Below are 14230 nucleotides of genomic sequence, written 5' to 3'. Positions count from 1 at the left end.
AAACCCCTTTAAAACTTATTTTGAAAGAACTTTCATCTCAATGACTTCCCTGAGCTGATTCTTGACGGATTCAATCGGAAGTGCGCTTACTACCGGATCGAGGAATCCGTGGATGACAAGCCTTTCCGCTTCTTTTTGTGAAATACCGCGGCTCATCAGGTAGAACAGCTGGATCGGATCCACACGTCCGACTGAAGCTGCGTGTCCTGCTGTCACATCATCCTCGTCGATGAGGAGAATCGGGTTCGCATCGCCGCGCGCCTTTTCGCTGAGCATCAGCACACGGGATTCCTGCTGAGCATCTGAGCGCGTCGCACCATGCTTGATCAGTCCGACACCGTTGAATATGCTTGAAGCCGCATCTTTCATGACGCCGTGCTTCAGGATATGTCCATTAGTGTCTTTACCGTAGTGGATGATCTGGGAAGTGAAGTTCATCTTCTGCTCCCCGCGTCCGACTACGACGATCTTAAGATCTGACTGGGAGTTGTCACCGATCAGGTAAGTCGTATTGTCGTAGATGACGTGGGAGTCGTTCATGAGACCAAGTGCCCAGTCGATGTCAGCATCCCTGCCGGTTACGCCGCGTCGGTTGATGTAGCCTGTGAAACCTTCCGCAAGGAAGTCCACTGCACCGTATTTCACTTTTGCGTTATCTTTCGCAATGACTTCGGATACGATGTTCACCTGTTCTTCTGATTTATCCACGCCGGACAGATAGTTCTCAACATAAGTCAGTTCGGAACCTTCATCTGCAACAATCAGCACGTGGTTGAACAGGGAAGCCTTCTCATCATCGTGGAGCACGACCATCTGCACAGGGTCTTCAATCTGAACGTTTTTAGGTACATAGACGAACAATCCGCCGTTCAGCATGGCAGTATGGAATGCAGCCAGTTTATGCTCATCCACTTTGACGCCATCTGTCATGAAGTATTTTTCAACGAGTTCAGGGTGATTCGCACTCGCTTCGATGATATTCTCTATGATTACGCCTTTATCCAGAAGGTCTTCGGATACCTGGAGATATGCAGGCGTATTGTTGTGCTGTACATAAATATTTTTCGTATGTTCGATATCAAGCAGGTTCCTGACCGCTTCCGGAAGTTCCTCGAGGCTGCCATAGACAGAGCTGTCCGTAACTGGCTGCGCTGCAGTGAAGAAGTCCCACCTGTTGAGCTTGGTCTTGTCAGGCTTGGGCATTTCAAGACTTTCAATCTTATCAAGTGCTTCCTGTTTTTTGCTGATCAGAAGTTCTGACTCACCGCGCTCTTTTGCCCTTGCGATAACTTCGTCAGCATTGATCACAAATTCATTTACATCAGTAGCCATTGTCATCCTCCTGTCTTATTAAGCGTCCGCGCCAATAGTTTCGTCTTCGATGCCGAGCTCTTCCTTGATCCAGTCGTAACCTTCGTTCTCAAGGCGTTCAGCAAGCTCTTTGCCGCCGGATTTAACAACGCGGCCCTGCATCATAACGTGAACATTATCAGGTGTGATGTAGTTCAAAAGACGCTGGTAGTGAGTGATGATAAGCGCGCCGAAGTCATCGCCGCGAAGTCCATTGATGCCTTTGGAGACAACTTTCAGCGCATCGATGTCAAGACCGGAGTCGATTTCGTCAAGAATACCGAATTTAGGCTCGAGCATCATGAGCTGCAAAATTTCGTTACGTTTCTTCTCGCCGCCGGAGAAGCCTTCGTTGAGGTAACGTGTGGACATGTCGAGGTCCATTTCAAGATAGTTCATGTTCTTATCCAATTTCTTGATGAACTGCATCAGGTTGATCTCATCGCCCTCTTCGCGCTGTGCATTGATTGCAGAACGAAGGAAGTCGGAGTTCGTCACTCCGGAAATCTCTGACGGATACTGCATGCCGAGGAACAGTCCGGCCTGCGCACGCTCGTCAACTTCCATATCAAGTACGCTTTCTCCATCAAGAAGTACTTCCCCGCCTGTCACTTCATATCTTGGATGACCCATGATTGCCTGTGCAAGCGTGGATTTACCTGTACCATTCGGCCCCATGACCGCATGGATTTCACCTTGTTTAAGAGTGAGGTCGACACCCTTTAAAATTTCTTTGCCGTCTATTTCGACATGTAGATCCTTGATTTCTAGAACAGAAGCCATTTATAACCCTCCAACAGAATTTTTTGGATAATATTTTACTATACCAGTTTATAATAATTCTAAATAATAGTCAAAGGCTGGCACAGCATTCCAATTACCACTATATTATACATTAAACGCAGAACACTTTAAACCTTTCGGACCGCTTTGTCAAAGTCTCTCCATAAAAAACAGCCCTGCGACTGATAACAGCGGCAGGGTAAATGAAAATCCCTTATTTGATGATGTCCAGCGTAAACGGCGGCTTGTACATCTCGCCGTTGTTCGCTTTGATTGCACCCAGGATCAGGAATACATAGAATGCAACCGTGATGATCGGACCGATTACCAGGCCGATCAGGATGAAAGAAGTCAGCCATGCAACGAACAGGTAGATCGTGTATGAAAGACCGAAGTTGACAACGTGCCTGAGCGCTTCCGCAGTTGCAGGATGCTCATCTTTCTTCAATACCCACAGAATCAGCGGACCGACAACTGCAGTGAATGCAGATACGATGTATGATACCATGACCATTGATTTATCGAAGCCCTGTGTACTTTGTTCATTCATTTGAAACACCTCCAATTATTAAATATTCTTCTATTATAATTCTACCCTATACCGGGCAGTGAATAACAGCAATAACTTGTAATAATCAATTTACTTCTGTATCAGAAATACGGTAGACCCCATTGTCATCATTGAAGGTGACCCTGTGGGTCTGTTTATTGGCGGAACCGTCTTCTTTGATGTTTACGTCCACTTCATAGGTGAGCTCCGAATTGTCTTCTTTGTGCTCGATAAGCTCAAGATTGCCGGCTTCGATTTCATACTCTGTTTCAGTCTCAAGTGCAGGTCTTACAAGTTCCAGTACATTATCCGGAACGGTTGTATCAGAAAAGCTGAACCTTAACGAACTTGTCTGCGTCATTTCAGAATCAGCATTGAAGGATTTCTCCAGTTCCTCATAGAATTTGGAGATTTCCTCTTCGGTTTTCTCTTTCGCATGCTCGCTGTCTTTTGCGGCCTGCTCTTCTTCTCTTGCTTCATCCTGTATTGCTTCTATTTCTTCGTGATCAAATTCAAGGTCCGCCCGCAACGTTCTTTCACTTTCCCCGCGCGGCCCGACTTCAACTGTATCAGTCTGTATAACCTGTCCCTCGATTTCTCCTTCAGCATGCACTTCAACAGGGTCTTTCGCACTGACCGGCCCGTATCCGCCACGCTCGAATTCGAGCCCGGTTACATCTGTGCCGTTTGCGTAAACCTTCAGATTATCCAGGCCCTGATCACTTGCTATGTTGGTGTAAAGAATTCCCATGTCATCTTTGACCGTCACAGTCTTTTGGGAAGACCCGTTGAAGTTAACGAGCAAAGTCATGTCGAACGTTTCACCATTCATCTCACCTTCACCCCTGATTTCATAAATGCCGGGGATGAAATTATCGAGCAGCGTCGTTTCTTCCTCCGGGGAACCGATTGTATATTCCTCACCATCGAAACTATATGTAAATGCTGCACGCTGCAGATCGGCGAAAACCTCATGCCTTTCAACTTCCATTGAAATTTCACCATCTTCCTTTTCAAGTGTTGAGATGGCACCTCCCTCTCCCAGGAGATCCGACTCCATGTCACCATCAGATTCTCCTGCTGATTCGGCCATATTTTCGAGTGCCCTTCTGAAAGATTCCTCTGAATACTCATCCTTGATGAGCCTGACATGCCCAGCCGCCTCATCTTCTGTGACCTGTATGTCCTCATCGCTGAGAATCTCCCGGAGCGCTCCGTAATCCTCATTTATCACTGCCTCTTCATACTCAGAGACAACACTCTCCGCTTCGTTTCCACATGCTGCTAAAACCACAAGGAGGATTCCCGGCGGAATCACCTTCAACCAATTCTTCATAATAACTGCCGTCCTAACTTTTACTATTAAAATAGCGCTTGATTTTTTCCCACGGTGTTTCGTTGATATTTTCCAATGCTGAAATCACTTCATCTATTGTTTGATAACGCTGACCCATAGTAGATTTAGTACATTTACAGATGAATTCTTTGAATCTGCCCGGTGTATATCCCCCGTCAAACAATGTACTCTCCGTATAGATATTGCCCCCATTCGACAGGAGATAATAAAGTGTTGCCCCAAGTGCAAAAATATCGGACCTTTTGTCCACTACCCCATTTTCAAATTGCTCAGGAGCTGCAAAACCGACGGTACCAAAAGCTTTGTTATGTATGATGCTGGTATCATCTGAAGATGTTCCAAAGTCAACGAGCTTGACTGTGAGCTTCTTATCTATGACCACATTCGACGGTTTGATGTCACGGATGACAATTTCAGGTTCCTGCCGATGGAAGTATTTGATGATACCGGCGAGCTGTTTGCCTATATACAATGTTTCCTGCCAATTATATCGATAATCTTTCACATCGATTACATGCTTAAGATTTCTCCCCTCCATGAGCGTCATAACTATTGCTTTATATTCATCCACACTCAGATAATCTATTAAGGTGGGGATGGCAGGATGATTCAATTTTTGCAGGAGAGATGCCTCATTATCCAGCTGTTTATTATTTATGAATACAGGGTCTTTGGCAACTTTGAGGATCGCCCTCGTGCTGTCCTTAAGCTCGATCAGAAAAATCTTGGAGGTTCCGCCGTTAGTAACATGCTTGATAATACTGTAATTCTCATGCTGCCAATTATCCAAGAGCATTCCTTCACCACCCAGATCATTTCATCAATAATATGCAAATATCATCACTGAAGTCCGATTTTTTAACTTCTTCATATACTAGATCTACAATGTCCTGTGCATTTTTCTTCGATGACCCCCGAATGATACTGCGGAGCTTTTCATCCTTGACGGCTTTATAGACACCGTCCGTACACAGGAAAATAATGTCTTCATCTCTGATGGTCCCGAAAGTGACAAAGGGCTGCACCTCCCCTTTCACCCCAAGACACTGCGTCAGTACACCCGCTATCCGGCGGGAGGAGCTAACCTCCTTTGAAATCGTGCCCTGACTGACTTTCCGGTTGACCAATGTATGGTCTTCCGTCAGTTGGACAAGACCCCTCAGTCCATCCAGTTCGGATGTTTCCTCCCTGCCATTATTGCTGAAACTGTATCTATACACCCTGGCATCCCCGACATGATGGATCATGTACATATTATCTATCACCAGCACCGTAGATAATGTTGTTCCCATCTTCACGTCATCCTTACTGCCCATATCAATCAATTCCTGATTCAGGCGACGGAACTCATCCATCTGCTCATTCTCGAACGCCTCGATGACCTCCTGGATACCCGAGGAAGCAGCGATGGTGTCATTCCACCATTTTTCCTGGCTTTCAACCGCATGATGACTTGCCGATTCAGCATTGCTGTGGCCGCCCATGCCATCAGCTATGACGAGGAAGTGGACATCATGGCCTCCGAACAACTGCCCGCCTGTACCAAAATGATAATCTTCATTTGCCTCTTTCCCACGGCCTTTGGCATTTATCACACCGATATCTTTCCTGGACATGCTCATACTTCTTTCACTCTGTATCTGAATGACAATCCGCCTAATGTGATTACATCGTCCGGCTTAAGTTCGTAAAGTTTATAGGGCACCAGGTCAGCCTCATTGATTTTAGAGCCGTTTACGGAACCAATATCCTTGAATGAGTAACAGTCATCGTTCTTGATGAGCATCGCATGCTTCCTTGAAACATTGGAGTCATCTACATGGTGATCAGATTCTTCCCTGCTTCTTCCTATCAGGAAATTTTCTCCAAGTATGGAGACTGCCTCACCAATATCATTCTTCCCGTCAAATGGAACCAGAAAATCCTTTGCTTTCCCCTGTTCCAGTCTGACATTCCTTTTCAGTTCTTCATCATCTTCATCTTCCAGGAGCGTCGTTTTATCAGTGAGCTCGAAAGATTCAACTTCGTCAGCAGTTTCCCGCCCTTCACCGTCGGTGCTTTCCTGTTTGGAGGACGTTTCTCCAGGGACAGCATACACATCCCCTTCAGTGAAGTCACTATCATCTTTTGTCTGGACGATTTGGTTTGCAGAAATGAACGCATCATAATCCATGGCTCTCAATGCATCGGACATTTTGGTTCTGTGGTCATTTTCAAGCTCTTCTGCTTCAACTGCACTTTTTTTGACCTTCTTCCTCACTTTCTTTTCCACAACAACCGGCTCCACACCCGGACGCCACTTTTTCCAGTAAACATACAGGGTACCCGCCACTCCGACGGTCAGCAGGAAGGCAGTCCCGAGCAATATGTTGCTGCCAAGCGGCATCTGACTCCAGATGACTGCAAGCAGCACAATGGCAATCAGTGAAGAATACAATTTCTCTTTCCTGTTTAAAGGAGGCATTGTGCGGATTCTTTCAACCTTGAATTTATCTGAGCTGCCATGTGGCACATCGCCCTGGAGAGAAATGCCTGAATCCTTTATATCAAGAAGATGGTTCTTGATGTTTTCAATGCTGAAATTGGGGTGTTTCAAATACTGGCACAAATTTATGTAGTCTTCCCTGTCCATATCTGAAATTCGTTTTGATACATTGAATATCAGACGTTTCAATTCATCCTCTGTCGATTCATCCTTTTCAAACCTTCGGAGCGGCATATACATCAATTTGATATCATAATAGCCTTCTCCAACAAATATTGATTCTTCACTGATGCAGTATTTCTCAATGTTCAGCAGGTTATTACCGGATCTTCTGAGCGTATTGCATATTTCAACGATCAGATGGTAAAAATCCTCGAACCTGAATTCATCATATTCCAGTCTCTCCCACAGGGAGGCATAATTTTCCGTATTGAAATGCAGTGTCTGATCATTGTCCTCTTTAACGAAATTCATGGGCAGTGTCCTGTCTATTTCGTTATGGAGGAACATCTTATATTCAGTTTCGTTCAAATCATCAATGGTCAGCCTTTTTCCATTTTCATCATATTTCAATGATCTTTGCTTTTTATTATCTTTCACTTCGATATCATATCCTGAAATATTCAAATATTTACCCTCCCAATACAACCATATAGTAGAAAGTGATCAAAACACCTGGTATTACTGCATAAATGAAAGGAAATCTGGTTGCCCGGTTTCTTTTAAACTCTTCCATAGGGGTCAAAGATTTTTTCTGTATGCTTTCCTTCATATGTATAATGCTTAAAGTGAGCTGGATTAAAAATGTCCGTGTAAACAATAAATATAGAAGGCCAATGATTCCTGCACATATAATCGCGTACATTATTGAATACAGGCCAAAAAGTATCCCTGTCATCGTACCAATTGCAAAAAACAGCTTCACATCACCGGCACCAATGGCTTTGAAAACATAAAGCACCAACAGTATTATGCCGCATACCAGACCCCCGCCAAAAGATTGGATGAAACCGTCCACACCTGCACTCAGGGAATGATAACCCACACCAACAACAGCTCCTGAGACATTCAGCCAATTTGGAATGATTTGTCTGATTGCATCATAATAGAAAACAATGCACAGGAATATCCCCAAAATGATAAAGTGTATTTCCATAATTAAGCTCCATTCCAAATATATTCAACAGATTTTTTCTTGATTGTTATCGTCCTGCTGAAAAAGGGCAGGTTGATCTCAAGAGGCACTTCGGCAACTACTTCAATAGTCTCCCGGTTCACAGCAGGTTCCACTTTAACGCCTTCTGCATTGAAAAATTTACCATCACCCACCCGGTCTGTATAAAGCTCCTTCACCAGACCTTCGGTTATGCTCGTTTGAGCAGAAACGCTCATATTGGAGATGAACTCCCCGATCTTGCCTTCAGCATGACTCCCTACTTTCTCAACAAGAAAATCGACAACATTGTTTTCAGTAACACTGCCGCCCTTTTCCTTGATGACATCCATCATGGCACCCGACTCATTCTCAAGAAGCCCCTCAGCCTCCTGAGCCAGGTAGCCATAATGTGCCATGGTCTGGGTACTCTCAGATACAGACTCCTGCAATGCCATTTCAGCAATGGCTATCTGAACAATGCACATGAGCATGAGTATAAAAGTAACCATGATAGGAATGACCAGCGCGGCTTCAATCGTAATCACTCCATCTTCATTTTCCCGTAAACGTTTGAACACGCCAGTCACTCCTTGATACTATTCTAAAGGCAATCTGTATGATTGTTCTGTTGGGGCATTATTTTCAAACTTCAATTCATAATAGTCACTATCTATTGCATCAGTCATGATATAAACCAGATCAAAAGTCGCTTCTTCATCAGCTTGAAGTTCTTGAGATAAATCCTCTTCTGACACATCAAAAATAAATTGTTCTCCTCCCATTTCTCCACCTTGGACAATATCAGGATGAACATATTCACCAATTACAATCGCTTCTTCACCTGTATTTTTAACTGTCAAATTAACAATACCTAAAAAATGAGATTCACCTGCATTCATAACAAATGTATCAATAGGCTCTCCATTGTACTCCTGTGATTGCTCAAAAGAATTAACTGTAACTTCATAAGGAAGTTCCCATTCGAAACTCTCCACTTCAACCGTATCGCCTATTTCATGGATTTCTCCATCTTCGGATTCTGAATCCTCAGATGCCTCCTCGTTAGTATCTTCTGCAGTTTCCTCGTCTGTGTTTTCTTCTGTAGTTTCTCCTTCGGACTCATTACTGTCCGAGCAGGCGCCCAATATCAGAATCAGGCTCAAAGTGCTTAATATTTCCAAGTATTTTTTCATTGCAAATCCTCTATCTTAGTATGAATATTTTATCTTTACCAAAAATATAAGTATTATCTTTTAATACTATTCCAAAGGTAATCTGAATGCTGTTTCATTAGGAGACATTTGTTCAAATGTCAGTTCAAAATGTTCATTGTCCCCATACTCGCTCAATATATACACTAGATCAATCGTAGCTTCTTCATCTGGCTGAAGTTCCTGTGAGACATCTTCTTCGGATAAATCATAAACGTACTGCTCTCCACCAGAACTGCCACCTTTAACCATATTTGGATAGACATATTCTCCTATCACTATAGGTTCATCAGCAATGTTTTTCACAGTCATATTCACAATACCTAAGAAATGTGAATCACCTGCATTAGATACCAGTGAATCCAAACTATTACCATCATATTCCTGGGCCTGATCAAAAGAGTTTACTGTCACTTGATACGGGACTTCCCATTCAAAACTTTCAATTTCAGCTGTGTCGCCTATTTCATACATACTTCCGTCTGATTCTTCTTCGGTGCTTTCTTCCTGATTATCCGTTGTCTCTTCTGTACTTTCCTCGGTCGTTTCACCTTCTGATTCATTGCTGCCAGAGCAGGCACCCAATATCAGAAACAGACTCAAAATGCTTAGTATTCCCAAGTATTTTTTCATTACAAATCCTCTATCTTAGTATGATTATTTTATCTTTACCGAAAATATAAATGTTACCCTTTGGTATTATTCTAAAGGTAATCTGTATGATTGTTCTGTTGGAAACATATTTTGAAACTTTAATTCGTAGTAACCACTATCTATATCAGTACTCATTGTATAAACCAAATCAAATGTTGCTTCTTCATCCGGCTGTAACTCTTGTGATAGATCTTCTTCAGACACATCAAAAATAAATTGCTCGCCACCGTCTGTTCCACCTTGCACAATGTCAGGGGCAACATATTCCCCAATTACAATTGGTTCATCAGCTAAATTTTTCACCGTCATATTTACCACACCTAAGAAATTCGTTTCATGTGCGTTCATTAAATATGACTCTAATGGTTCACCGTCGTATTCTTGTACTTGCTCAAAAGAATTCACAGTTACTTCGTAAGGGATTTCCCATTCAAAACTCTCTACTTCTACAGTATCGCCAATCTCATGTATTTCTCCATCTTCAGACTCTGAATCTTCCGTGGATTCTTCATCTGTGTCTTCCGATGTTTCTTCTTCTGTGTTTTCTTCAGTTGTTTCTCCTTCGGATTCATTACTGTCAGAGCAGGCGCCCAGTATAAATATCAACCCAAAAATGCTTATAATCCCTAAATATTTTTTCATTATAGACCCTCCATATTAATATGAATAATGTTTTTCCTTATTAAATATATAATTGTTACCTTCTACTTTTCCGGGGAAAAAAGTAGGTAAGAATAAAAGATTAACTTCGCCCCTAACATTACTATTCAAGTAGGTTTCGCCTGTTTGAGTGAAATCAACACTAGTAGCCTGGGACAATGCAGATTGTATTCTTATTCTTTTTTGTGCATTAAAAGTTTCATTCAAGGACCGCAAACTCAAGAATAATCTAGTCATAAGATCCGGCGTTACATTAACTCCAGATCTTTTCTTGCCTAAAATCTTTAATTCTATACCGCGATCTTTATTTAAAAAATCATTAAAATCCGTCACAGTTTGTGTAATTGCAACTACGAGAGCAATCGCAACTCCTATCCATCCCAATTTACTGAGAGGATTTTTCACTAAAGTATCAAATATATTAATAGCGAGGATAATACCTGCCATCTCAAGTAGAAACTGTCCATAATTTGCTCCTGATTGATGGTGACCATATATCATATACATTGCTTGTTTAGTATCATAATTGAAACTTTCCTGTTTGATTTCAAAAGGTTTGGAAACTCCAAAGTTGGCCATGATGTATTCATTCATATAGATTTCTGATCGGATAGCATAAGGGTTTGACATTAGTTCAAAAAGGTTTTTAAGTTTATCAAATGCTTTAGTTATGAATTCTTTCCTGTCTTCCTCGGCAATCAATTCGCCATCAGACCCGGCACCAGAGTATTTGCTGTTATACATTTCCAATGTATTGTAGATTTCCTGGTCAGCGGAATATGATTCGGCCATGCCCAATGTATCATTCAGCGTCTCTAAAAGTTTTCCGAAAGATTCATCCGCTTCTTCTTCTACTTCATCATAAGTCTGATCATATCTTTCATCTTTCTGAAGTATCTCTTCTGACTCCTCATACTTTTTCCAGCTTGTTGTTATAGAATCAATATTGGTGTCAGCATCGGAAATAAGCTCAGATGCTGCTGTCTCGACATAACCAGGCGCCTCTTTTGTTTCAGAGTTGACTGCCAATTTGAAAATTGACGCTTGTGAAAGCAGTCCATACCTTTGTAAATTCCCAAAGCTGGTCATGGTCCCCGGTGCGTCAGCCTTCCCCAGTACATAATCGTCCAGACTTTCAAAATCATTTTCTATCGAAGTAAAAAATTCATTGTCCAGAATCAACTTGTTGATTTCTTCCAATCCGTCTGTAGATCCGACCATTTCTTTAATTTCATTGTTGTAATCCATTGCTGAATTATTGCTGGGTGAACTTGAATTTCCGGAACCGAAAAGTGCTTTGAGAATATCCTCTTTATAACTGGCGTAATTGGTCTGAATCAGACCTTCTGTTGGTAATGTTTCTGTGTTGAATTTAGATCTGGCATCCTCAAAGTACCCGAGCTCATCTTCTTCATCGTCACGCTTCTTTTCTTTATCTTCTTTTTCTTCATCGCTTAATTCTTCTTCTGACTCTTCATCTTCGGAATCTTCTTCCTCATGCTTGTTTTTCAATTCAAGGTATCTTGGGTAATATTTTGAAAGATCCGCCATGTTCGACTTTATAGATTCAGGGATTTTCTCAGATGATGACTCTTTACCTACGATTTTGGAATTATATCTTGATGTAACATCTTCTTTTAGACTTTTAACTTCCTCGTCAGCTTTTTTCAGTTCAGCATTCCGTTTTTTGACAAGTTCCATAACTTCATCAAATTTCTCGAGGAATTCCTGTGTTTCTTCCATATCTTCTACTTCGCTCGGGTCTACAGTACCATCAGCTTTCTTCAGGAGGTCTGCAAAAACCCCGGCCATCTGAATGGGAGCCTGATACTTCATCGTTTCATTGATCTGATATTTGAATATATCCGGATTCAATATGTCCCTGTCAGTGTCAAAGGAAGCTGAACTCGAGCTAATGGATACTTGGGATAGATTGGAGTACCCTTCCAATTCTCCCGGGGTAAAGAGCTGCTCTTCGAGTGTCTTCTCAAAAATCGGAAGCGAATCATTGCCGGTAACAAAAATCCCGTAATCAGCGAGTGAACTGTCATATTGTGACATTGTCGACCTGACAGCTGATTCAACAGCGTTATCAAGCTGTCTTTCTGCCGACATTATCCGCACCATATCAATCAGAAGAGCATTGATGATAAAGATGGGCAGTATGATACATATGGCGAAGATGGAAACTGAACCGCCATTACCAAAGATCAGAGGTTTTATAAACTGTTTGATTTTTTTCATTGGTGTTCTAACCTCCAACCCATTGCTCTACTGCTTCTGTAATACTCCCTGCGTCTTCAAGTGGTGTGAAACTCATCAGGAATTTCGCAAAATTATAAGTCCTCACCATTTCAGTTGACTCGGTAATAATGCTTGTCGACTCACCAGTCACATTTGAAACTCCCAGCAGATTTTTGAACATGTCAGGCATATAGAGTCCTGACTCGGTAGTGACCCTGATTTTTTTATAAATTAATATATTTCCTCCGCCGTCGGCAATTTCTATGGAAATCGGTCCGGCGTAGTTATTGGTCACAACCGCCTTCTTGCTCTGGGATATTCCGCCGGAGCCGCCGCCGAAACCGCCGATGCCCAAACTGTCAAAGAGATCGCCTGCGCCTTCGCCAATCCTCCAGTAAAGCCCGTCACCGGCTTCATTTCCTGTATACTGGCTCGTATTTTTTATCTCTCCGGCATATGTTTTATTACTGTTGTCATAATTGTAGGCAACCAGATTTGATGACTGGTATGCCACGTAATTTGTCATGCCTGACTGAAAAACTATGATGCATAAAAAAACTGTCATGAGGACGAAAACCATAACAAAAGGGAAAACGAGGGTAGCTTCCATCGACATGCTGCCCCTTTCCCCCTTAAAGAACCGCCGCATTATATCACCCGCCGAATGTTCCAAGGTTTCCTTCTATAGCATCAAACAGATTGCCTGCCCAGGTTTCGATCCTGCCCTTGAACATGATCGCAATTCCGATCAGTACCGCCAAGATCAGAAGTACCTCAACTACTTCCAGGCCTTCCTCATCGTTCCAAAAATCCAGCCAAAACTGTGCCATGATATCTCTCCTTAATATTTTTCAAGTTTATATATAAAGCAAGAAACCTTGCGTTATACCAAAGTGGTAAGATCCCGCCTAAAAGTTGAACATCGTAATCGCGGGATAGATGATTACGAGCAATACTGCTGCAAAAACAAAGATCATAGGGAATATCAGTTTTGACGAAGCTTCTTCACCTTTGATCCTCGTCAGGGTTTTACGCTTGTCCCATAATGACTTCGACAGATCTTTCAGTGACTCAGCCAATTGCTTTCCGCCTCTGCGATAGTTCATCATTATCGTTGTTGTTAAAACTGAAACTTCCTGTATGCCACATCGCTGACTGAAGTCTTTCATAGTATCCTGAAATGATGAATTGGATTGAAGCTTGTTCATTGCTTCATTCAATTCATAATACAGCGGTGAATCATAGATCCTGTTCATGTTTTGCTGTACCGATTTATTAATTGCACCCTGAACCGTTTCCCCGGCATTCACCAGAAGTATTAGCTTGTTGGTGAATTCAGGAAGTTCAAGAAGTATTGATTCTTTCCTTTTCCTAACTTTCGTATCCAGCTCCTTCATCTGTGCATACACCAATATCACAGTCATCACCACACAAAATATCGGAAGCGTGTAGTCACCGGATTCCACTGACACAAATGCTGCAAATGTCACCAGAGCACAAATAGTGAAAACAGTGACTATTTTGGCCAGATGTATTCTCGTGAATGTCTGGCTCAGTCTGGATCCCCGTAGAATGATCATCTTCTGGTGAACAGGCGCTACTATCGAAGGGAACTTTCTATACAGGTCCAGTTTATCCACAAGGAATAGTGAGTAAGGGGCAAGGATAGGCAGGAGTATGCTCCCTTTATATGCCTCTATAAAAGCTTTGTAATTCTTCTTTTGAATTATCGTTGTGATCAGGATACATATCACAAGTATTAAAATGATCATTTCCATTC

At 42.3% G+C, this 14230-nt stretch carries 16 protein-coding genes; all 16 read right to left on the bottom strand.

The features are described 5' to 3' along the window. Positions 1 to 15: 15 nt before the first annotated feature. Positions 16 to 1332 (bottom strand): Fe-S cluster assembly protein SufD, encoded by a 1317-nt coding sequence (sufD, locus tag C792_RS0102900; protein ID WP_017547942.1) that lies wholly within the window; start codon positions 1330 to 1332, stop codon positions 16 to 18. A gap of 18 nt (positions 1333 to 1350) precedes the next feature. Further along, positions 1351 to 2133, bottom strand: a complete 783-nt coding sequence (gene sufC, locus C792_RS0102895) for a Fe-S cluster assembly ATPase SufC (RefSeq protein ID WP_017547941.1) — start codon at positions 2131 to 2133, stop codon at positions 1351 to 1353. A gap of 214 nt (positions 2134 to 2347) precedes the next feature. After that, positions 2348 to 2683, bottom strand: a complete 336-nt coding sequence (locus C792_RS0102890; RefSeq protein WP_017547940.1) for a DUF4870 domain-containing protein — start codon at positions 2681 to 2683, stop codon at positions 2348 to 2350. A gap of 85 nt (positions 2684 to 2768) precedes the next feature. Next, entirely contained in the window at positions 2769 to 4019 is a 1251-nt protein-coding gene (locus tag C792_RS0102885) for a TcaA 3rd/4th domain-containing protein (RefSeq protein WP_017547939.1), read from the bottom strand. A 13-nt stretch (positions 4020 to 4032) separates the two neighbouring features. Continuing rightward, positions 4033 to 4836, bottom strand: a complete 804-nt coding sequence (locus C792_RS0102880) for a serine/threonine-protein kinase (protein WP_017547938.1) — start codon at positions 4834 to 4836, stop codon at positions 4033 to 4035. A gap of 16 nt (positions 4837 to 4852) precedes the next feature. Next, positions 4853 to 5656, bottom strand: a complete 804-nt coding sequence (locus tag C792_RS0102875) for a PP2C family protein-serine/threonine phosphatase (RefSeq protein ID WP_017547937.1) — start codon at positions 5654 to 5656, stop codon at positions 4853 to 4855. Positions 5657 to 5658: 2 nt separating this feature from the next. Further along, positions 5659 to 7152, bottom strand: a complete 1494-nt coding sequence (locus C792_RS0102870; RefSeq protein ID WP_017547936.1) for a DUF6382 and FHA domain-containing protein — start codon at positions 7150 to 7152, stop codon at positions 5659 to 5661. A gap of 4 nt (positions 7153 to 7156) precedes the next feature. Further along, positions 7157 to 7681, bottom strand: a complete 525-nt coding sequence (locus C792_RS0102865; protein ID WP_017547935.1) for an A24 family peptidase — start codon at positions 7679 to 7681, stop codon at positions 7157 to 7159. Between the two features lie 2 nt (positions 7682 to 7683). Next, entirely contained in the window at positions 7684 to 8259 is a 576-nt protein-coding gene (locus tag C792_RS0102860) for a TadE/TadG family type IV pilus assembly protein (protein ID WP_017547934.1), read from the bottom strand. A gap of 18 nt (positions 8260 to 8277) precedes the next feature. Further along, positions 8278 to 8874 carry a hypothetical protein gene (locus C792_RS0102855; RefSeq protein ID WP_017547933.1) on the bottom strand — a complete coding sequence of 199 codons (597 nt, stop codon included), beginning with the start codon at positions 8872 to 8874 and terminating at the stop codon, positions 8278 to 8280. Between the two features lie 66 nt (positions 8875 to 8940). Beyond that, on the bottom strand, positions 8941 to 9525 hold the full coding sequence (locus C792_RS0102850; RefSeq protein WP_017547932.1) for a DUF4352 domain-containing protein: 585 nt from the start codon (positions 9523 to 9525) through the stop codon (positions 8941 to 8943). Positions 9526 to 9591: 66 nt separating this feature from the next. Further along, a complete protein-coding gene (locus tag C792_RS0102845) occupies positions 9592 to 10188 on the bottom strand; it encodes a DUF4352 domain-containing protein (protein WP_017547931.1) in 597 nt (198 codons plus the stop codon). A gap of 15 nt (positions 10189 to 10203) precedes the next feature. Continuing rightward, complete coding sequence (locus C792_RS0102840; RefSeq protein WP_017547930.1) at positions 10204 to 12450, bottom strand: pilus assembly protein TadG-related protein; 2247 nt, start codon at positions 12448 to 12450, stop codon at positions 10204 to 10206. A gap of 7 nt (positions 12451 to 12457) precedes the next feature. Then, positions 12458 to 13066, bottom strand: coding sequence for a hypothetical protein (locus C792_RS0102835; protein ID WP_017547929.1), 609 nt, complete (start codon positions 13064 to 13066; stop codon positions 12458 to 12460). Between the two features lie 37 nt (positions 13067 to 13103). Continuing rightward, complete coding sequence (locus C792_RS14730; protein WP_017547928.1) at positions 13104 to 13280, bottom strand: Flp1 family type IVb pilin; 177 nt, start codon at positions 13278 to 13280, stop codon at positions 13104 to 13106. A gap of 78 nt (positions 13281 to 13358) precedes the next feature. After that, positions 13359 to 14228 carry a type II secretion system F family protein gene (locus tag C792_RS14600; RefSeq protein ID WP_017547927.1) on the bottom strand — a complete coding sequence of 290 codons (870 nt, stop codon included), beginning with the start codon at positions 14226 to 14228 and terminating at the stop codon, positions 13359 to 13361. Between the last annotated feature and the right edge of the window lie 2 nt (positions 14229 to 14230).

The organism is Salinicoccus carnicancri Crm (assembly GCF_000330705.1).
Classification (GTDB): Bacteria; Bacillota; Bacilli; order Staphylococcales; family Salinicoccaceae; genus Salinicoccus; species Salinicoccus carnicancri.
The sequence above is the reverse complement of the archived record's forward strand: the minus strand, read 5'-3'. Positions and strand labels throughout refer to the sequence as shown.